The sequence below is a fragment of the Cyanobium sp. Maggiore-St4-Cus genome, assembly GCF_024345615.1.
Classification (GTDB): Bacteria; Cyanobacteriota; Cyanobacteriia; order PCC-6307; family Cyanobiaceae; genus Cyanobium_A; species Cyanobium_A usitatum.
This window is the reverse complement of the sequence record NZ_JAGQBL010000005.1, coordinates 47,147-67,225: the sequence shown is the minus strand read 5'-3', so window position 1 is coordinate 67,225 and position 20,079 is coordinate 47,147. Positions and strand designations below refer to the sequence as shown.

General features: G+C 62.4%; 17 protein-coding genes and 1 pseudogene. 10 read left to right on the top strand and 8 right to left on the bottom strand.

The genetic code is table 11. The annotated features are described in order from the left end of the window. Positions 1-176 precede the first annotated feature (176 nt). From KBY99_RS05995 to KBY99_RS05980, 4 genes and pseudogenes are all read left to right on the top strand, one after another. Positions 177-1,439, top strand: coding sequence for a ferredoxin:protochlorophyllide reductase (ATP-dependent) subunit N (locus tag KBY99_RS05995; protein ID WP_254941376.1), 1,263 nt, complete (start codon positions 177-179; stop codon positions 1,437-1,439). Continuing rightward, positions 1,364-3,118: pseudogene (locus KBY99_RS05990) on the top strand (ferredoxin:protochlorophyllide reductase (ATP-dependent) subunit B). The gene KBY99_RS05995 and the pseudogene KBY99_RS05990 overlap by 76 nt, the downstream one beginning before the upstream one ends. Before the next feature lie 250 nt (positions 3,119-3,368). Beyond that, positions 3,369-4,268 carry a ferredoxin:protochlorophyllide reductase (ATP-dependent) iron-sulfur ATP-binding protein gene (bchL, locus tag KBY99_RS05985; RefSeq protein WP_254997990.1) on the top strand — a complete coding sequence of 300 codons (900 nt, stop codon included), beginning with the start codon at positions 3,369-3,371 and terminating at the stop codon, positions 4,266-4,268. Then, positions 4,268-4,978 (top strand): potassium channel family protein, encoded by a 711-nt coding sequence (locus KBY99_RS05980; protein ID WP_254997988.1) that lies wholly within the window; start codon positions 4,268-4,270, stop codon positions 4,976-4,978. Before bchL ends, KBY99_RS05980 begins: the two co-directional genes overlap by 1 nt. Here the strand turns inward: KBY99_RS05980 and KBY99_RS05975 are convergent. The 6 genes from KBY99_RS05975 to pyrC form a co-directional block, all read right to left on the bottom strand. Further along, a complete protein-coding gene (locus KBY99_RS05975) occupies positions 4,950-8,084 on the bottom strand; it encodes an efflux RND transporter permease subunit (protein WP_254997986.1) in 3,135 nt (1,044 codons plus the stop codon). The two genes, KBY99_RS05980 and KBY99_RS05975, sit on opposite strands and share 29 nt — an antisense overlap. Before the next feature lie 40 nt (positions 8,085-8,124). Continuing rightward, on the bottom strand, positions 8,125-8,340 hold the full coding sequence (locus tag KBY99_RS05970) for a DUF3136 domain-containing protein (RefSeq protein WP_094561403.1): 216 nt from the start codon (positions 8,338-8,340) through the stop codon (positions 8,125-8,127). Positions 8,341-8,379: 39 nt separating this feature from the next. Beyond that, positions 8,380-9,741 carry a cation:proton antiporter gene (locus tag KBY99_RS05965; RefSeq protein WP_254997985.1) on the bottom strand — a complete coding sequence of 454 codons (1,362 nt, stop codon included), beginning with the start codon at positions 9,739-9,741 and terminating at the stop codon, positions 8,380-8,382. Further along, positions 9,738-11,231: a bifunctional orotidine-5'-phosphate decarboxylase/orotate phosphoribosyltransferase gene (locus KBY99_RS05960; protein ID WP_254997983.1), complete on the bottom strand. Its 1,494-nt coding sequence runs from the start codon at positions 11,229-11,231 to the stop codon at positions 9,738-9,740. The genes KBY99_RS05965 and KBY99_RS05960 overlap by 4 nt, the downstream gene beginning before the upstream one ends. 26 nt (positions 11,232-11,257) lie before the next feature. Then, positions 11,258-12,370: an acetate/propionate family kinase gene (locus KBY99_RS05955; protein WP_254997981.1), complete on the bottom strand. Its 1,113-nt coding sequence runs from the start codon at positions 12,368-12,370 to the stop codon at positions 11,258-11,260. A 131-nt stretch (positions 12,371-12,501) separates the two neighbouring features. Next, positions 12,502-13,560, bottom strand: a complete 1,059-nt coding sequence (gene pyrC, locus KBY99_RS05950) for a dihydroorotase (protein ID WP_254997978.1) — start codon at positions 13,558-13,560, stop codon at positions 12,502-12,504. Between the two features lie 134 nt (positions 13,561-13,694). On the opposite strand from pyrC, the gene KBY99_RS05945 reads away from it, so the two are divergent. After that, on the top strand, positions 13,695-13,919 hold the full coding sequence (locus KBY99_RS05945) for a DUF3136 domain-containing protein (RefSeq protein WP_106501525.1): 225 nt from the start codon (positions 13,695-13,697) through the stop codon (positions 13,917-13,919). A gap of 100 nt (positions 13,920-14,019) precedes the next feature. Next, the gene (locus KBY99_RS05940; RefSeq protein ID WP_254997977.1) at positions 14,020-15,252 is read left to right on the top strand and encodes an FAD/NAD(P)-binding oxidoreductase; all 1,233 of its coding nucleotides are present in this window, start codon (positions 14,020-14,022) and stop codon (positions 15,250-15,252) included. Here the strand turns inward: KBY99_RS05940 and KBY99_RS05935 are convergent. Both KBY99_RS05935 and KBY99_RS05930 read right to left on the bottom strand, forming a co-directional pair. After that, positions 15,249-16,268: a helix-turn-helix transcriptional regulator gene (locus KBY99_RS05935; RefSeq protein WP_254997976.1), complete on the bottom strand. Its 1,020-nt coding sequence runs from the start codon at positions 16,266-16,268 to the stop codon at positions 15,249-15,251. The two genes, KBY99_RS05940 and KBY99_RS05935, sit on opposite strands and share 4 nt — an antisense overlap. Before the next feature lie 82 nt (positions 16,269-16,350). Next, positions 16,351-16,569: a hypothetical protein gene (locus tag KBY99_RS05930; protein WP_254997975.1), complete on the bottom strand. Its 219-nt coding sequence runs from the start codon at positions 16,567-16,569 to the stop codon at positions 16,351-16,353. A 204-nt stretch (positions 16,570-16,773) separates the two neighbouring features. On the opposite strand from KBY99_RS05930, the gene KBY99_RS05925 reads away from it, so the two are divergent. The 4 genes from KBY99_RS05925 to KBY99_RS05910 all read left to right on the top strand — a co-directional run bounded on the left by KBY99_RS05925 (position 16,774) and on the right by KBY99_RS05910 (position 20,064). Beyond that, the gene (locus tag KBY99_RS05925; RefSeq protein WP_254997974.1) at positions 16,774-16,920 is read left to right on the top strand and encodes a hypothetical protein; all 147 of its coding nucleotides are present in this window, start codon (positions 16,774-16,776) and stop codon (positions 16,918-16,920) included. Next, complete coding sequence (locus KBY99_RS05920; protein WP_254993025.1) at positions 16,893-17,993, top strand: magnesium and cobalt transport protein CorA; 1,101 nt, start codon at positions 16,893-16,895, stop codon at positions 17,991-17,993. The genes KBY99_RS05925 and KBY99_RS05920 overlap by 28 nt, the downstream gene beginning before the upstream one ends. 105 nt (positions 17,994-18,098) lie before the next feature. After that, the gene (locus KBY99_RS05915; RefSeq protein WP_254997973.1) at positions 18,099-19,082 is read left to right on the top strand and encodes a PstS family phosphate ABC transporter substrate-binding protein; all 984 of its coding nucleotides are present in this window, start codon (positions 18,099-18,101) and stop codon (positions 19,080-19,082) included. 7 nt (positions 19,083-19,089) lie between these two features. Next, on the top strand, positions 19,090-20,064 hold the full coding sequence (locus KBY99_RS05910; protein WP_254997970.1) for a CHAD domain-containing protein: 975 nt from the start codon (positions 19,090-19,092) through the stop codon (positions 20,062-20,064). The last annotated feature ends 15 nt before the right edge of the window (positions 20,065-20,079 follow it).

Sequence of the window (20,079 nt, the reverse complement as noted above, 5' to 3'; positions counted from 1 at the left end):
GGACCCGGTGCTCCAGATCACGCAACCCAGATTATGGGCCGCAATTAGTTACGGCTTGTGGGCTGATCCCGAACATTTGTAGGGGTTGTCGACAGTTGGCCTGCCAGCTCCGTTAACCCTTAAAGGTTCTTTCCGCAGGGGTCGCCTGGATGGGCGCGTCTTCGGTGATTGGTGACATGACAACTGGTTTGGCTGAGCAGCCGCCCCTACAGCTGCTTAAGGAGAGCGGTCAGCGGGAGGTGTTCTGCGGACTCACCTCGATTGTCTGGCTGCACCGGCGCATGCCGGATGCCTTTTTTCTAGTGGTGGGCTCCCGCACCTGCGCTCACTTGGTTCAGAGCGCAGCCGGCGTGATGATCTTTGCCGAGCCCCGCTTCGGCACTGCGATTCTGGGGGAGCGTGATCTGGCCGGCCTGGCCGATGCCAATGATGAGCTCGACCGGCTGGTGAAGGATTTGCTGGAGCGGCGCCCCGAAATCCGCACCTTGTTTCTGGTGGGCTCCTGCCCCAGCGAGGTGATCAAGCTGGATCTGGCTAAGGCTGCCGAGCGGCTCAATACCCAGCTAACCGGCCGGGTGATGGTGCTGAACTACAGCGGCAGCGGCATCGAAACCACCTTCACCCAGGGGGAGGACCAAGCCCTGCTGGCGATGGTTCCCCTGATGCCCAGCAGCGAGGTGGATCAGCTGTTGATCGTCGGCACCTTGGCCGATGCGGTGGAAGACCGGCTGGTGCAGCTTTTTGGTCGCCTGGGTATTCCGGTGGTCACGAGCCTGCCGCCGCGGCGCTCCACCGAGCTGCCCCCGATTGGTCCCGGCACTCGGGTGCTGCTGGCCCAGCCCTTCCTCTCGGCTACGGCAAGGGCCCTGGTGAGCCGCGGCGGTCAGCTGCTTACAGCTCCTTATCCGTTTGGTGTGGAGGGCAGTCGGGCCTGGATGGCGGCGGGCGCCGCTGCCTTCGGGGTGGCCCCGGCCCTGGTGGCCGAGGTGCTCGATCCGCTGGTGGAGCGGGGCCAGCGTGCCATTGCTCCTCACCGGGAGTTGCTGGCCGGTAAGCGGCTTTTTCTGCTGCCCGATTCCCAGCTGGAGCTCTCCTTGGCGAGGTTCCTGCAGCGCGAGTGCGGCATGGAGCTGGTGGAGGTGGGCACGCCCTACCTCGATCGCCAGCTGCTCGATGCGGAGCTGGCCCTGTTGCCACCCGGCACCCGTATTACCGAGGGGCAAGACGTGGAACGCCAGCTGGAACGGGTCCGCGCCGAGCGGCCAGATCTTGTGGTGTGTGGCCTGGGCCTGGCCAATCCCCTGGAGGCCGAGGGCATCGCCACCAAGTGGTCGATTGAGCTGGTATTTAGCCCCATCCACGGTTGCGACCAGGCCGGCGATCTGGCCGAATTGTTTGCCCGCTCCCTGCGCCGCCGCGCCGCACTCTCCTTTTCCTGACCATTCGTCTCACTAAACAGCCGTCTCATTAATCAGTCATGGAACTCACCCTCTGGACCTACGAAGGCCCCCCTCACGTGGGTGCCATGCGCATAGCCGCCTCGATGGAGGGGGTGCACTACGTGCTGCATGCTCCCCAGGGCGACACCTATGCCGATCTGCTGTTCACGATGATTGAACGGCGGGACCGGCGCCCGCCCGTTACCTACACCACCTTCCAGGCCCGCGACCTGGGTGGCGACACCGCCGAGCTGGTGAAGAGTTCGATCGCTGCAGCCGTGGAGCGCTTCCAGCCCGAGGCGCTGCTGGTGGGCGAGAGCTGCACGGCCGAACTTATTCAGGACCAGCCTGGCTCCCTGGCGGCGACCATGGACCTGGGCGGCATCCCGGTGGTGAGCCTGGAACTGCCGGCCTACTCCAAGAAGGAGAACTGGGGCGGCGCTGAAACTCTCTATCAACTGGTGCGAGGCCTGCTCAAGGCCCAGGTGCCGCCGCCCGGCGAGCCCAAGCCCGATCCGACTCGCTGGCGTGCCGAGGGCCGACGGCCCCGGGTGAATCTGCTGGGACCAAGCCTGCTGGGTTTCCGTTGCCGCGACGATGTGCGCGAGATCAGCCAGTTGCTGGCTGGCTACGGCATTGATGTGGCGGTGGTGGCGCCCTTGGGGGCCCGTCCGGCCGACCTCATGCGGATCCCCACGGCTGACGCCAATGTGAGCCTCTATCCCGAGCTGGCGGGCCCGGTATGCAGCTGGCTGGAGCGCAGCTTCGGCATGCAGACGGTGAAGACAGTGCCGATCGGTATCGGCGCTACGGCCGCCTTTTTGCGCGAGCTGCACGGGGTGCTGGGTTTGGAGCTGCCTGCCGAGCTTGAAACCGCAGCCGATGGCACCTGCGCCGCTGAAAGGCGCTCGCGGCTGCCTTGGTATTCGCGCTCGGTGGATTCCACCTACCTCACCGGTAAGCGGGTGTTCATTTTTGGCGATGCCACCCACGCCATCGCTGCAGCCCGCATCGCTAGCCGCGAGCTGGGCTTCAAGGTGGTCGGCCTGGGGAGCTACAGCCGCGAGCAGGCAAGGGAGGTGCGGGCGGCCGCCCAGGAGCTGGGGCTGGAGGCGTTGATTTCAGACGACTACCTGGCCGTGGAGGCGGCGATGGCGGAGGCGGCCCCGGAGCTGGTGCTGGGCACCCAGATGGAGCGCCACAGCGCCAAGCGCCTCGGCATCCCCTGTGCCGTGATCAGCTCACCGCTGCACGTTCAGGATGTGCCAGCGCGCACCTCGCCCCAAATGGGCTGGGAGGGGGCAAACGTGATCTTCGACAGCTGGGTGCATCCGCTGATGATGGGTCTGGAGGAGCACCTGATCGGCATGTTCCGCCACGATTTTGAATTCGTGGATGGACACCTAAGCCACCTAGAGGGTGCCAGTGCCCCTGCCAAGCACCCCACTGCCACGGCCACTGCCACTGCCACGGCCACAGCTACTGCCACTGCGCCATCCAGCATTCCCGGCGATGGGGTGATCGTTTGGAGTCCGGATGGTGAAGCTGAGCTGGCCAAGATCCCCTTCTTTGTGCGGGGCAAGGTGCGTAAAAACACGGAGGCCTACGCCCGCGAGCAGGGCCTAGCTCTGATCGACAGCGAAGCCCTTTATGAGGCCAAGGCCCATTTCGCTCCATGATGGGTTGGGTGAGTCTTTTTACCTATGAATATGTGTGCGGATCCCCATTAATGTTTTTTCGATGTTTCGCTTTGCGTTGCTAGCCATTGCTGTGTGGCGGTGCAGGGTTTGGATGGCATAAGCAGACCCATGCTTCGGTGGCAACACTAGTGCTCCTCCACTGATTTCAAGAGCCTAGGTCTAAGCCTTACGGTCCTAAATTATTTAGCTAAGAGTTTTAGTTCCGATCTTTCCTGTTTCCCCAACTCCAATGACCACAACACTCAATCCTCCAGCCACTTCCAAGCCCGATGGCGAGGGCAGCGTGCAGGTACACCTTGATCCCACCATGGCTATCGAGGAGGGTGCCTTGGTGCTGGCGGTTTATGGCAAGGGTGGGATCGGTAAATCCACTACTTCTTCCAACCTTTCGGCGGCCTTCTCGAAGCTGGGCAAGCGGGTGTTGCAGATCGGTTGCGATCCCAAACACGACAGCACTTTCACCCTCACTAAGAGGATGGTGCCCACCGTGATCGATATTCTCGAAACGGTTGACTTTCATACTGAAGAATTGCGGCCCGAAGACTTTGTGTTTGAGGGTTACAACGGCGTGATGTGTGTTGAGTCTGGTGGTCCGCCGGCGGGTACTGGTTGCGGTGGATATGTCACAGGCCAGACGGTGAAATTGCTCAAGGAGCACCACCTGCTCGAAGAAACCGATGTGGTGATCTTTGATGTGTTGGGAGATGTGGTGTGTGGTGGCTTTGCAGCACCGCTTCAGCACGCCCACTACTGCTTGATCGTGACTGCCAATGATTTCGATTCGATCTTCGCGATGAACCGGATCATGCAGGCCATCAATGCCAAGGCCAAGAATTACAAGGTGCGTCTCGGTGGTGTGATTGCCAACCGCTCTGAGGAGACAGACGAAATCGACAAGTTCAATGCCCGTACGGGTCTGCGCACCATGGCCCATTTCAAGACCGTGGACGCGATTCGTAAATCCCGTCTCAAGAAGTGCACCATCTTCGAGATGGAAAGCACACCGGAAGTGGATGCGGTGCAGGAGGAATACCTCAATCTGGCCCGCCGGATGCTCGATGACGTCGAGCCCTTGGAGGCCGAATCCCTCAAGGATCGGGAGATTTTCGACCTGCTCGGCTTCGATTGATGGATGGGGGATCTACCCCACGCCAGCAGAGCTACGGCCAGCTGCTGAGTATCTGCCTGCTGTTGCTTGTCACTTTCACCCTGCCCGAGCCATGGAATAACTTTTCCTCGCTGGGCTATCTGCTCTTGGCTCTGGTGATGATCCGAGGCCTGGGCAATCCCACCGGCAGCCTGCAGTTCGGCACCGTGCCGCGCCGGCTGTTCAAGGGGCTAGGGGTGGCGGCCATCGCAGTGGGCTTGCTCTGGTATGTCACCCCCCTGGAGCTGCGTAGCACCGGCATCCCAGTGATTGCCCTCTGGGCCCTGTTCAGTGGTTGGAGTGCCATTCGCCTGATCCGGGGCCTGGCCCAGGAGCGGCGCGTGTCGGATGTGGTGTTGCGTGGCGCCCTGGCGGGTTACCTGATGTTGGGGCTGGCGGCCGGCTTGCTCTGTTGTGCCCTGGAGACCATCGATCCGGCCAGCTTCACCAACGTGAACCTGTCGGCGCAGGATCTGGGCCATAGCAGCCCGGTGTGGGGCCTCAATTTCGTGCGACTCAATTACTTCGCCTTTGTGAGTCTCACCACCATGGGATATGGCGATGTGACCCCTCAGACCCCCCAGTCCCAGATGGTGAGTGTGGCCATCGCCACCGCAGGAACTTTTTATGTGGCAGCAGTTATGGGAGTTTTGATCAGCCGCCTCACTGTGCAGGAAAGCCAGCAGCCTTAGGGTTGCCCCGCTCCCAGCCCTTGATGATGCGATACATCACGGGAACAACAAACAGGCCCAGGAAGGTAGACACCAGCAACCCAAAGAACACCACCGTGCCGATGCTCACCCTGCCGCCTGAGCCGAAGCCATTGGCGAAGAGTAGGGGTATGCCTCCTGCAAGGGCGGCGAGGGCGGTGAGCAGGATTGGCCGCAGGCGGGCGATAGCCGCTCCGCGGATCGCCGTGTCTAGATCCAGGCCTTCGGCCATGCGCTGGTTGGCGAATTCCACGATCAGGATGGCGTTCTTGGCCGTAAGGCTCACCAGCATCAGCAGGCCCATCTGGCCGTACACGTCCAGGGGCAGGCCCCGCAGCAACAGGCCGCCGACCGCTCCCAACATGGCCAGAGGCACGGTCACCAGAATGATGAAGGGGTCGGCGAAGTTTTCGTAGAGGGCTGCTAGCACCAGCACCATCACCAGGATTGCCAAGGCAAACACCCGAATGTTGCCGCCACCGGCGCGCGACTCTTCCCGAGCCAGGCCGGCCCATTCCAATTCTGTGCTGCCGCCGAGCTGCCGCTGCACTTCCATCAGGCTGGCCATGGCTTGGCCACTGCTCACGCCAGGGCGGGTCAGGGCCCGGATGCTGATCGAACGCACCAGCCGGGTGTGGTTGATTGAGGTTGGGCCAGTGTTTTGTTCGATCCGCACCAATTGGGCCAGGGGGATCAGCTGGCCATCGCGGGTTTTCACCTGTAGAGCGAGCACGTCATCGGCGCTGCGGCGCGAGGCGCCGTCAAGCTGCACGATTACCTTGCGCACCTGGTCGCTCTCAAAGCTGTCATTGACGTAGTCACTGCCGAAGCTGGCTCCGAGGGTGTCGACCACGGTGCTGAGATCCACCCCGAGCGAGGCCATCTGCAGCCGATCTGGCACCAGCTGCACCAGGGGGGCACCGGCGGTGAAGCGGGTTGAAACCCGTTCAAAGCGATTGGTGGCTTGGGCGGCGCGGATGAAGGACTGGGCTTGCTGCTCGAAGTCAGAGAGGCTGAGTTGACCGTTGCTGTTGTCCAGCAGTTCCAGCTCGAGCCCTCCTTCTGAACTGAACCCCCGCACGGAGGGGGCCTCGCTGAGCTGCACCACTGCACCGGTAATTCGGCGGCGCAATTCGCCCTTGAGTCGCTCTCCCACGGCCCGTGTAGCTGCCTCGGCGCTGCGGCGCTGCTCGATTGGCGCCAAACGCAGGTAGAAGATGCCCTTGTTGGGGCTGCTATCGCCAAAGGAGCGCCCCGCATAAAAGTTGGCCCGCGTGATCAGGGGTTCTTCAGCCACCACCTGGCGCACCTGCTCCAGCACCCGTTGGGTCTGCTGCAGCCCTAGGCCATCGGCCAGGATCACTACCCCCCGCAGCTGACCGTTGTCTTCCTGGGGGATGAAGGCTTTGGGCAGGGCTTGCAGGGCGAATCCCGTGATCAGTAGGCCGCCCAGCAGTAGGGACACCACCAGCCGCCGCCGCTCCATAGTCCAGGCCAGCCAGCGCCCGTAGGGCACCTCCAGCCCCTCGAGCCAGCGCCGCGGCGGGTCTATCCATCGCAGCAACCAGGCCGGTTCGCGTTGCTGGGGGTTTAGTAGTCGGCTGCTGGCCACCGGCGTGAAGCTCAGGGCATTGAGGGTGGAGAAGGCGATGGCGCCGCTGATCGTGATTGCGATCGGGGCGTACAGCCGGCCCAAGCTGCCCCCCAGGCCAATCACCGGGATGAACACCACCACCAGGGCTATAGAGGTGGAAACCACGGCCCCGCCGAGCTCGGCCATGGCTTCGCGGGCGGCTTGTAGGGGTGGCTTGCCGTCTTCTAGGCGGCGGCCAATGTCCTCGCTCACCACGATGGCGTCGTCCACCACCAGCCCAGAGGCCAGCACCAAGCCAAACAGGGTGAGGGTGTTGAGCGATTGGCCGGCAAGCTTCAGCAAGCTCAACGAGCCGATCAAGGCCACTGGCACCGCTGCAGCTGTGATCAGGGCCAGGCGGCTATTGCCAAGACCAAGAAGTAGCACCAAGAACACCAGCAACACCGCATCGCGCAAGCTGTCGAGGGTGCCCTGGATGCTGCCGCGCACAAAGTCGGCCTCATCAACAATCAGCTGCTGATCCACCCCTGGCGGAAATTGGGGTGCGAGCTCATCTAGGGCTGCATTCACCGCTTCGCTCACGGTGATGGCGTTGCTGCCGTCGCGCTGGTAGATCACCACGGCTACCGCCGGCCTGCCCTGCAGGTTGGTGGCGATCGTGTCGTAGCTCTCGCTGCCCAGGCTCACCCGGCCCACATCCCGCAGCAGGGTGACGCCGCCATTAGGGCTGCGGGCCACCACCAGCTGTTCAAATTCCGCCGGACTGCGCAGGCGCCCCTCCATGCGCAGCGGCAGGGTGAGCTCCTGGCCGCTGGGGCTGGGGGCTTCGCCCGTTTGGCCCAAGGCAGCCAGCACGTTTTGCTGCTGCAGGGCCGCACGCACATCGGTAATGGTGAGGCCTCGCTCCTCGAGTTGGGCCGGGTTGAGCCAGAGCCTGAAGGCCAGGCTGTTGCCACCTGAAAGGGTGACGTTGCCCACTCCAGGCACCCGCTGCAGCCTCTCTTTCACCACCTGATCGAGCCAACCGCTCAAAAAGGTTTCGCCATAGAGCTTGGGATCGGCACTGAAGCTCAGCACCATCAGCAGGTCGTCGGAGCTGCGCCGCACCTGCACCCCGAAGCGCGCCACCGGTGCCGGCAGCTGGCGGGTTATCACCGCCACTTCGTTCTGGGTGTTGATCTGGTTGAGCTCGGGGTCGCCGCCCTCGAATCCCAGGGTGATGGAGCTGCCGTTGGCTGAGCTGGTGGAGCGGATGCTGTCTAGCCGCTCGAGGCCGTTGAGCTGTTGCTCCAGCAGGGCGGTGACCCCCTGCTCCACCACCTCTGGTCCGGCGCCTGGGTAATTGGCCCGCACCGTGACTCGGCCCGGAGCAATCGGGGGCAGGTTTTCCACCTGCAGCAGCGGTAAACACACCAGCCCTATCAACAGCACCAGCAGGCTCACCACCAGGGTGAGCACGGGCCGGCGCAGAAAGGGATCTGAGATCGATTTCATGGGAGCCTTAGCTTTGTGCTGCTCGGGCCGGGATGAATGATCAGCCGAGATCGCGCTTCAGCACAACGCATAGATAGTCAGGCGCTTTATAGCGACTAGGCAGGCAGATATGCAGTTGCTCCAAACGGCTCCAACAGACGGTGCGCTGAATGGCGGCTACGGTTTTTCCTTCCTTTAAGAGCAGCCTCAGGGCCTTGCAATAAAGCGAATAATTGGCTTCGAGTTCCCCGATGGTGAGTCCCTGACTGCTGCTCATCGCACGGGTGGGCGTCCAGGAGTTGCAAAGACGCACTAATTACCCTACGGCTTCAAGTGGCGCCGAGATCAGGTTGAGCCGGCGGCAGAGCCGCGGCAAGGTGAGGCCTTGGGCTAGCAGGTTGATCAGCACCACAACGAACACGATGCTTTGGGCGTTGTGGGCTAGGGCAACGACGGAGCCTGGGTCGACACCGCGTAGGTGACCGATCTGATCGACAGCGCTGTAAGAGAGGGCCAAAGGCACTGCCCCCCTTAGGCCACACCAAGACACCAGCACGCTGTCTTTCCAGCGGAAGGGGGAGAGGGGTTGGAACACCAAGACGCTTATTGGTCGCACCACCAGCATCAGCACCGCGGCGGTTATCAAGCCAACAGGCAGGGCGGGAACCAGGCTGCTTGGATTCACCAGTAGACCAAATATTAAAAAGATACAAATCTCAGCCATTGTATTGAAAGGCAGTAGCACCTCCTGAATCGATTCATGGTTGATATCGGCTTGGCGGTAGATCATGTTGGTCATCATTACCCCAGTGATGTACACCGAAATGAATCCGGATCCGCCTAGAAAGTGGCTGCAGCCATAGTCTATAAAGGCAATAGACATGGCCACAATCAGTAGCTGGGATTTGTCGTGGGCCAGCTCATTGATCACGAATTTGGCCACATAGCCAAATAGTGCCCCTATGACTAGGCCGCCGCCTACCTGTTGCACGAAGTTGCGCAGGCCGTTCAGCATCACCCCAACAGGTGCCGCTTGCTCGAGGCTGACCCCGGAGCTGGAGGTGCTGAACAGCCCCACGATCAAGCCAAATATCAGCAGGGCCGTTGGGTCATTGACCGAGGATTCGAATTCGAGCAGGTGCTTGAGCCGTTCTGGCACCAGGTGCCGCACCGAACCCAGCACGTTGATGGTGGCTCCGGCATCGGTGGAGCCCAGGCAGGCGGCAATCAGCAGGGCAGCACCCAGGGGCATGGCGTTGCTGAGTCCTGGCGCTAGTTGGTTTCCACCAGCGGAAGAAAGTAGCCAGATCAGGGCGGCCAGTAGACCCGTGGCAATCGTCACCCCCCCTACCGCGAGGGCCAGGCCATATTCCAAAAAACCTCGGATAGTTTTGATATCCGTTTTCAGCCCCGCATAAAAAAGCAGCAGGGCTAGTGCGAATACATGCAGGCTTTCGGCCTGTTCATGGGTGACGTTGAGGCTTTGGATGTTGATCGCTAGGCCCAGCAGCAGCACCCCGAGAATCGCCGGGATCCCGATCTGGACCGAGAACCGGCTGATCGCCAACGTGCCTAAAAACAGCAGGCCGATGAACAGCAGCTGGCCCTCCAAGGGCACCCCATCGAGACCTGGTGCCTGGGCAAAGAGGGGTGCCTGGGCAAAGAGGGGTGCGATCACGACTGGACTGAGTCGTCGTGACTCGATCCGAGGCTCGCGGCCTGGGCTTCGCTGAGGCGGCCGGCTCGCTGCAGCACAGCGGTGATCTGGGCGATGTCCAGTACTGAATGGCAGCTGTAGCCCGCCGCCGCCAGCCGCTCCCGGGCGCGGCGATCATGGTCGCCGCCATGGTCGATGAACACCACCACGTCTTGCACCGTCAGGCCCGAGCTCTCCAGCTTGCCGATGCCCTCCAGGACGCTGCCGCCTGTGATCAAGATGTCGTCTACCACCACCACCCGGTCGCCCTCCTCAAAGTCGCCCTCGATCAGGCGCCGGGCGCCATGGGCCTTCACCTCTTTGCGGGGATAGATCAGCGGCTTGTGCAGTTGCAGCGAAAGCCCAGTGGCGGTGGGCAGGGAGCCGTAGGGGATGCCGGCGATGCGGTCAAATTCGAGGCCCTGCAGCTTGCCGGCATAGGCGTGGAGCACTCGGTGGAACAGGTTTGGGTCGGAGATGATCTGGCGCAGATCGACGTAGTAGTTGAAGACCGCACCCGAGGCTTGTACGTAATCGCCGAATAGCAGGCAGCCGATGTCGAACAGATCAACAATCAGGCTCTCGAGCGGGTCGGCGCTTGGTTGCTTCTCAGGTAGCCAGAGAGCACAGGTATCCGGGTTGCCCTTGTCGTGATTTTCCAACCACTGTTGCCGCTTGGCCGTGATCTGCTGTTTGAGCGCCTCGGCTCGGCTGGCCATGTCGTCTTCGACCAGCAGGTTTTGAGGGAGGGGCAGCAGCAGCCCATCGGCGGCGGCCCCCAAGCCGGCCTGCAGCATGGCGTCGAGCTTTTCCTCTTCCCCCCAGAGGCTGCGCAGGATCAAGAAGCGCTCCGGGGCTTCGGCCCGCACCCGCGCCAGGATTTGCGGATCACTGGTTCCCACCTCCAGCAACAGCTGGTCGGGGGTGGCCCACAGCTGGGTCTCGCGCACAATCTGCAGGTATAGAGGTGTCTCCTCATTTGGGTAGTGCTGGATCTGGCGCGCCGCCTGGTTTGAGCTGTGGCAGGTCATCACCACGGCCTTGTCTGGATAGAGCAGGAAGGGGGCTGCGATGTCTTGGCCGGCAAGGGGGGAGAGGGTCACCGCATCGGCGCCCAGGTCCTTGAACAGGTAGTGGGCCAGGGCCGAGGAGGAGTTGAGATCGCCGTGTTTGGCGTCGATGATCAGGGGGAGATCGCGGGGCACCAGGTCGCGAACCTCCAGCAGCAGCTCCAGTCCCACCGGCCCAAGGGCCTGATAAAAACCAAGGCTGGGCTTGTAGGCGCACACATGGGGCGCTGTGGCCTCGATCACCGCCTTGATCCAGTGGCGGGCCTGGCTGAGGAAGGAGCGGCCCGCCTGGCCCCGCCGCGCTGCCCAGCTCTGCAGCATCTCCGGGTTGGGATCAAGCCCGGTCACCAGCAGCGACTGGCGGTCGGCGATGGCGTCGGTGAGTTTGACGAAGAAGCCCATCGCCCGCAGGCTGTTAGGGCTCGTTGTTAAGCCAGCCGTTGGCCTGTCCGCCGGCTGGTGACACAGCTCTTTGCAATCAGCCGCACCATCAACCCTTCCTCATCGGCGGCCACCCGCAGCCAGCGCAGCCCCGGCAACCAGGCCAGGGCCTGCTCCAGTTCGGTGGCGAGGGCGTCGTCGTGTTCGCCGATGCCGCCGCTGAGGGCGATGGCCTCCACTCCACCCAGGCTGGCTGCCATGGCCCCAATCCCTTGCAGTAGCCGGTGGCGGAACACCGCGATTGCCAGCTGGGCGCCGCGGTGCCCCTCGCCAGCCTGGAGGCGCAGCTCCCGCATGTCTCCGCTGAGCTCGGATAGCCCCAGCAGGCCGCTCTGGCGGTTAAGGGCCGTATCCAGTTCGGAGACGCCAATTCCCTGGCGCATTAGCTGCAGCAGCAGCCCTGGATCGATGCTGCCGCTGCGGCTGGCCATCACCAGTCCCTCGAGCGGCGTGAAGCCCATCGTGGTGTCGACGCTGCGCGGCTGGCCCTGGGGATCGATTTCGATCGCGCAGAGGGAGCAGCCGGCGCCGAGCTGGCAGCTGATCAGGCGGCGGATGTCTGGATCTCGGGCCGCGACCGTTTCGCCCACGTGCTGGTGGTTGAGGCCGTGGAAGCCAAAGCGGCGCAGGCCCTGCTGGCGCCAGGTTGCCGGGATGGCGTAGGTGGAGGCGGCTTCGCTGAGACTGGCGTGGAAGGCGGTGTCGAAGCAGGCCCACTGCTGGATGGCGCTTCCCTCCACCTGGCCCTCCAGCTGGCCCTGCAGCCAGTTGATGGCCTCCAGCGCTGGACCGTTGTGCAGTGGGGCCAGGGGCACCAGGTTTGCTAGCTCCGCCAGCACCTGCGGGGTTAGCAGGGTGGGAGCGCTGAAGTGGGCACCACCGTGCACGATCCGGTGAATTACAAGCTGGGGTAGGGGCTCAAGGGCTGCGAGCAGGGGGGAGAGCCACTGCTCCAGAAGTTCAACCAGCGGCTGGCTGCCCGAATCCGCCTGGGGAAGCCCCCAGCTGCGCTGCTCCTGCCAGAGCCGGCGGCCGCTCGCATCGCAGAGGGCCAGCTTGACGCTGGAGCTGCCCGTGTTCACCACCAGGGCGTGGGTCATGCGATCGGGTGCAGGCCTTTATTGGGCATAGCGTTGCAAGTCTTGCCTTAAAACTGCCGGCAGCTGCTCGGCCTTCAGTTTTTCCTGGGCACCACCTTCGGCGCCAACAAAGCCTCTCTAAAGCCGGATTTTCAGGGCAGCAACAATCTCCAGGGCAGGGTTTCTCCAGCATGGAAGGGCACCAGTTCGACGGCGGTGCCGGCCGCATCATTGAGGTGGAGCCGGCTGGGCACCTCCAGGGGCTGCCGCTCCAGGGTGACCGTGGCCTCGTTGAGCGGTAGCCCGTAAAACCGGGGCCCAAACTCCGAGGCGAAGGCCTCCAGCCTCTCAAGGGCATTCTCCTGCTCAAACACCGCCGCGTAGCTCTCCAACGCAAATGGGGCATTGAAAATGCCAGCGCAGCCGCAGGCCGCTTCCTTGGCAGTGCGGGCGTGGGGTGCGGAATCGGTGCCCAGGAAGAACTTCGGGTTGCCGGAGGTGGCGGCGGCCCGCAGGGCGATGCGGTGCAATTCCCGTTTGGCCACAGGCAGGCAGTAGAAGTCGGGCCGCAGGCCGCCGGCAAATAGAGCGTTGCGGTTGATGTGCAGGTGGTGGGGCGTGATCGTGGCCGCCAGGTTGGCCGGCCCGCTACGCACAAAATCAACCGCATCACTGGTGGTGATGTGCTCAAGCACCACCTTCAGGCCGGGGTGGCGCCCCAGTAGGGGCTCCAGGTGGCGCTCGATGAATACCGCCTCTCGATCAAAAATGTCGATATCGGCGCTGGTTACTTCGCCGTGGATCAGCAGGGGCATGCCGATGCGCTCCAGGGCGTCGAGCACGGGCGTTATCGCCTCGATTGAGCTGACGCCGGCGGCGGAATTGGTGGTGGCATTTGCCGGGTAGAGCTTGCAGGCCACCCAGGCGCCAGCGTTGAAGCCCCGTTCGATCTCGGCGGGATCGATGGCATTGGTGAGGTATGCCGTCAGCAGTGGTTCGAAGCGACTGCCGTCGGGCAAGGCTTCGCGGATGCGGCGGCGATAGGCCTCGGCTGCCGCCGCCGTGGTTACCGGCGGGTTCAGATTTGGCATCACGATCGCCCGGGCGAACTGGCGGGCCGTAGCCAGGGCGACGGCCTGGAGCATGGAGCCATCGCGCAGATGCACATGCCAGTCATCGGGTTGACGCAGGCTCAGCTGCTGGCTTGGCATGGCATGGCGTGGGATCGGTTGAGTTGGAACTGGTAAGGATTCGTGTCTTCACGGCATTGTTGCCGCGGGCACACAGTCCTCTGTTTAGCGTTGTATTTAGCTCGCCGGCGGGCTTCCTTCCGAACTTTCCCAGCATGACCGTTGCCCCCAAACCCACGATCGGAGAATTGGAAGCTGGTTACTCCGGCTGCTGCAAGGCCCTGCGGCTACTTATCCGGGAAGGGCGCAGCTTGGAGGCGATCAAGCGCACCGTGGCCTGGGACCGACTCAGCCTGCTCCACTCCTGTCTACCCACCCGCTACAAGGCACCCGACTATCTCTACGCCCTGCTCAAACGGGAGGTGACCGAAGCGGTGTGAATCCTTAGCGGTGTGAACCCTTCGGGCTTGTCGATTTGACGCTTCCCGTCTAGAGCGGGAGGAATGGCATCCAGCCGCTGCCCCACCAGCGGCCCTTTTTATGGCCCACCACCAAATTTTGATTGTCGGCGGCGGCGCCGCCGGCATCACCGCCGCCGCCCAGCTGAAACGGGCCCGTCCGGCCCTTGCGGTCACGATTCTCGAGCCCTCCAGCTATCACTACTACCAACCGGGCTGGACCCTGGTGGGTGCAGGTGTGTTCGGCCTTGAGGAGACTCGCCGCGCTGAGGCCGATCTCATCCCAGCGGGGGTGACTTGGATCCGCGATGCGGTGGCTGGTTTCGATCCGGATCGCAACCTGGTGAGCACGGCCAGCGGCCAGAGCCTCAGCTACGACGTGCTGGTGGTGGCCACCGGCCTGCAGCTCTGCTGGGAGAAGATCAAGGGACTGCCCGAGGCCCTCGGCCAGGGCGGGGTGTGCAGCAACTACAGCCAGCACCACGCCGCCTACACCTGGGACACGCTCCAGGCCTTCAAGGGCGGCCAGGGGGCGGCCGGCAACGCCGTGTTTACTTGTGCGCCGATGCCGATCAAGTGTCCGGGGGCGCCCCAGAAGATCGCCTATCTGGCTGCCGATGTTGTTGCCAAGAAGCGACTGGCGGCAAAGGTGATCTATGCCACCGCCACCCCTGGCATCTTCGGGGTGCCCGTATATGCCGCACCGCTGCGGGAGGTGGTGAAGCGCAAGGGTATTGATGCCCGTTACAACCACGTGCTTACGGAGGTGCGTCCCCAGAGCCGGGAGGCGGTGTTCAAGGTGAGTGATGGCGAAACCAGCCGCGAAGAAGTGATCGGTTACGGGATGCTGCACGTGACGCCGCCGATGGCTGCCCCCCAGGTGGTGGCAGATAGCCCGCTGGCAGCGGCGAGCGGCTTCGTAGAGGTCGACAAGTTCAGCCTGCAGCACACCCGCTACGCCAACGTGTTTTCGCTCGGCGATGTAAGTGGCATGCCGAACTCCAAGACGGCCGCGGCGGTGCGCGGCCAGGCGCCGGTGCTGGTGGCCAACCTGCTGGCCCTGCTCGATGGCCAGCCCTTAGCGGCGGCCTACGACGGTTACAGCTGCTGCCCCCTGATCACCGGCTACGGCAAGGCGATCATGGCTGAGTTCAACTATGAGCAGCAGCCGGTCCCCTCCTTCCCGCTCGACCCCACTAAGGAGCGCTGGAGCATGTGGTGGATCAAACGCAAGCTGTTGCCTGGGCTTTATTGGAATCGCATGCTCACCGGTGCCCAGCACGAGCGGCGTTTTATCCCCGGGCTGAAGGGCTAGCCGTGTAGGCGCCGCCCTTCACGCAACATCTCTGAGGGGCGAATGCCATAGGTGTTGTGGAAGTCGCGGCTGAAGGCGGAGAGGTTGCTAAAGCCCAGTTTTGAGGAGATGCCGGCAACGCTGTCGCTCGGCGAGGGGTTGAGCAGGTGCTGCCGGGCCAGGGCAAGGCGCTGGCGGCGGACCCATTGGATTGGTCCGCAACCGAAGCGTTGGCTGAAGGCGAGCTGCAGGTTGCGCCTCGAATAGCCGCTGCGCTGCTCCAGCTGCGTGAGGTTGATTGGTGATTGCAGATTGGCCCCAATCCACTCCAGCAATTCTTCGAAGATCAGCTCCCTGGAGAGCCCCTCGCCATGCCCGCTACCCCGCTGCTCGAGTTGGGGGCAGAGGGCTAGGGCCAGGATGCGATAAATGAGGTCGTCGAGCTGCAGCACCTCCAGATCGCCACGGGCTTGAAGCTCCGGCGCATCCAGCAGGGCAAAGGCCCGACGCAAGGTGAGCAGCAATTTGGCTTGCCGCTCCTCGGTCATTGAGAGCACCTGGGGACGCTGCAGATTGGGGGCAAAGCGTCGACCGGAGAGCCCCATGCCGCCGATGGCAGCGGCCGTGTCCTGCAATCGCTGTAGATCTACATGAAGCACCAGCCCGTTGTAGTGGCCAGTGGTGTAGTTGTAAGAGAAGCCCGGGTTGAAATAGAGGGGTGCTTCAGCGTGAATGTGGAAAGTGTTCCCATCCACTTGGTAGGAAGACTCCCCCTGATAGCAGATGTTGATTGCGCCTACGCCGGGGTTATCGCCGATGCAGCCATGGATAGGGCTTGTATATCCACAGGTGAGGGTGAGGTCTCCCGCTACGGCAGTGCTGGCCCGGTGCTGAAACGGGTTGAGCAAGGGGTTGCAAGGGGCAAAATCTTTTACAGGAAAGTGCTGGGCCAGCTTGCTCGCTAGGGCCTGGGGATCCAAATCCACCACCGCTTGCTGGTCGTGGAACACCAGGGGAAACTGGGAGACAGGATCCAAGCCAGACCAAAATCGATACTTACACCCTAAGGAAAGCAAGCTGCAGCGCCAGTACCTGGGGAGCAGTATTAATGCTTAGTGATCAGCCTTGCTTCGGGAGATCGAGCAGGGTGTCTTTGCTGTCCTTGAGATCCTTCCAGATGCGGCGGATTTCGGCGTAGGCCTGCTCCTGACTCATCTTGCCATTGCTTTGCAAGCCCACCACAAGTCCGACCCTCTCGGCAAATGATTCGAGGTTCTGGTGGAACATCAAACGCTGAGGAGTCCAATCGGAGCCCCGGTAGGTGGAATGGGGCTCCATGGGGGAGCTCAGGCCATTGGCTATAGCTTGCGGATCGGATGGGGTGGGCCGGGGCCCTGCACTGGACACTTTAAAATCTTGAACTCCGGTTAATTTACAAGGGGTTGGATTAAGGAGTGTTGAAGGGCGCTTCGGTGTCGTCAGGAGCACATGCGGCATCAGGTCCGCGGCCGCAACATGCCAAATCATCCGATCTGCGCTCTCATGGATCAGTCCACGGGTGGTTGGTGGCCTCAAGTGGTGATGTGTCTGCTGATCCAGGCCAGCATCGTTGCCGGTGGCCAACTCTTGATCCGCTGGCAGGCTCCTGAACTGACCCCAACGTGCTGCGCCCCACCCCTGGTGCTCTGAATTCCCACCTCCTGGAGGAGCGGCCGGCCAATTTGCCAGTCCACCTCTACGTCTCTGGCGGGCGGCACCGCAGTTGCTTCAGTGCCGTGTTGTTTGAGCCAGACGGCCCCCGGCTGATATCCCTGCACAATCCTGCTGAACTTTTGCCTCTGCAGGCGCTCGGATATCCCATCTGGCTGAGGGTGATGGGCCTTGGGGATCCAGGGGCAGTCGAGGCCATGCTCGACATAGTCCAGGTGCCTCGCATGTTGCTGCCTCCCCTGCTGGAGGTGCCCCAGCGCTCGCGGGTTGACGGACTAGGGGAAGCCGTGATTGTGGTGCTGCATCGGCTCAGCTTTGCGCGTGATCCATTGCACCTACTCAGCTCCCAGGTGGGTCTGCTGCTGCTGCCCAACCTACTGGTCACCTTTGAGGAGGCGCCGGCGGGGGAGTCGTTTCCGGAGCTCACCGCTTGGCTGGAATCCAGGGTGGGTGCGGTGGAACATCGCGACCTAGATGACATTCTCCACTTCCTGGTGGATGAGTTGCTCGATGCCCTTTTCCCCATGCTTGAGCAGATCGCCAATCGCCTCGACGATCTGGAGGAAGCTGCCTTGCGGGACCCCAAGCCGAAGCTATTGGCCCGGGCTTTTGTGCATCGCAGCAACCTGCGCACGATTCGCAACCAGGTGTGGCCCCTGCGCCACCAGATCCGGGTGCTGCTGCGCCAAAGGCAGCAGCTACTAGGAGCCGATGCCCTGGTTGGCTTTCAGGAGATGGCAGATCTGGTGGAGTTGCTGTTTGAAAACTGTGAGTTGTTGCGCCACCAATGTGATGCCATCACCCAGGCCTATGCGGCCAGTGTGGGCAACAGGATGAACCAGGTGATGAAAACCCTTACCATCCTCACCAGCATCTTCGCGCCGCTCACCTTCATCGCCGGGATCTATGGCATGAACTTCGCCAACATGCCTGAGCTGCGTTGGCATCTTGGCTACTTCTACTGTCTGCTGTTGATGTCAATCGTGGCCGTGATCCAGACCTACTGGCTGTGGCGCCGTGGTTGGTTTGCGGATTGGACGGCACCGCGCTGAAGCCACAACCTGGCCTTAACCCCCATAAGCCCTCGGATCGCCCAGAGTTCTGTTGTGGTTGTGACCGTTATGCGCCCTACCTTGCGCCTTGCCTGGCTTGCCCCGATGGTGTCCCTCCTGCCGGTGGGCGCTCTTGCAGCACCGGAGCCGATCCGCATCGGCGGTTCGAGCACGGTGTTCCCGGTGATGAAGACGGCGATCGCTGCCTATCAGAAGGGCGGCGCCAATCGCCAGGTGCGCTTTGAGCTCAAGGAAACCGGCACCTCGGCGGGATTTCGGCAGTTCTGCAGCGGAAAGTTGCCCCTGGCCAACGCCTCGCGTCCGATCAATGCCAAGGAGCTCAAGGCCTGCGCGGCCAACGGGGTGACCTTCCTGGAGCTGCCGATCGGCTTTGATGCGATCACTGTGGTGGTGAACCCCGGCAACACCTGGGCTTCCAGCATCACCACCCGGGAGCTCGCGCGCATCTGGAGTGCGCGGGCGGCTGGATCGGTGAAAACCTGGAGTCAGGTCAACCTAGATTGGCCCAACCGGCCGATTCGACTGTGTGGCCCTGGCAAGGACTCTGGTACTTATGATTATTTCAATAAGGCCATAAATGGCGATGAAGATAATTCAAGGTCGGATTATTTTTCCAGTGAAAACGATAATGAACTAGTTGCTTGCGTAGCTAAGAATCCAGATGCTTTGGGCTATTTTGGATTTGCTTACTACCAGGCCAATGCCAAGCGTTTGAAAGCCCTCAGTATTGTTGGACCAAAGGGTTCTGTGCTTCCTTCGCTGGCAACGGTTCAAAAGGAAGCCTATGTCCCTCTGTCCAGACCCCTGTTTATTTACGTTAACGACAAGGCCTTGCGGCAACGCCCGGAGCTGCAGAAATTTGTGAACTACACTATCAAAAATGGTCTCACTCTGGTGAAGCAGGCTGGGTCTGTGCCCATCCCCTCCAGTACCTATAGGTTGGTGGAAAGTAAGTTGCATCAAAAAGTGAGCGGCACGGCTTTCGGTGGCGATATCCCCGTAGGACTCACCACCAGCCAGGCGCTGCAGCGCAGTCTCGACAGCATCAAGAAACCGGAATTCCGCTGAGCTCGGCATGGTGTTCCAGGCAACCTCCCACCCCCTCAGCAATGGCCGGTTTGCCCGGGATCTGCTGCAGGGGCAGGTTGCCAAGCTGGTGCAGTTGCAGACCCCTGTTTCCGAGGGCAAGGGTGCCGAACCGTTGCATCAGATGCGGGTCACCATGCGGAGGCTGCGCACCACCGTGCTCCAGTTCGAGCCAGCCCTGCAGCTGCCCTCGGCCATCAATGACCAGCGCCTGGCTAAATGGGTGCGGCGACTGGGTCTGGCCCGGGATCTCGATGTGCTGCGGGAGCGCCTGGAAGAGGGCTTCCTGCCCCAGCTGCCGGAGGCCGAGGTGAAGGCCCTCCGGCCCGTGCTCAAGCAACTGCGCCGGGAGCGGCAGTTGGCCTACGGCCATGTGGTGGAGGTGCTGCAGAGCCGCTCCTATTTGGAGGGATTGGCCCAGTTGCAGCTCTGGTTGAAGCAGCCGCAATACACGTTGTTGGGGGATCAGCCGGTCCGGGAGTGGCTGATCGAATGGCAGGGGCCCTGCCTGGCCAGCGTGTTTCTCCATCCGGGCTGGCAGGTCAGTAGCCCTGAGGGCGAGGTGGAGGTGCTGCACGAGCTGCGGCGGCAGATCAAGCAGGCTCGCTATCGCCTGGAAAATCTCTCCGCGCTGGAGGGCGTTCAAACTGCCGTCTGCATCGACCGCCTTAAGCAGGGGCAAGAGCTGCTCGGTGAATTCAACGATCTGCAGGTGCTGCAGTGCGCCATCAACGATCAGGTACCAGGTCGGTTGGAGGAGGTGCTGCCCCAGCTGGAGTGGCTGCTGGTGCAGCATCAACGCCATTGCTGGGAGCAGTGGCGCGAGCTGGTCTGCGATGTACTGCCGAGCAGGCGGCGGCAATCTCTCTGGCGGGCGTTGCTGCCGCGACCGCGGCTGTGGCGCCCTTGGTGTTTACTGAAGGACAGGTTAAAGCGGGCTGTCGCCGCTTCGTCTAGGGGTTGAAGACCTGGCACTGAC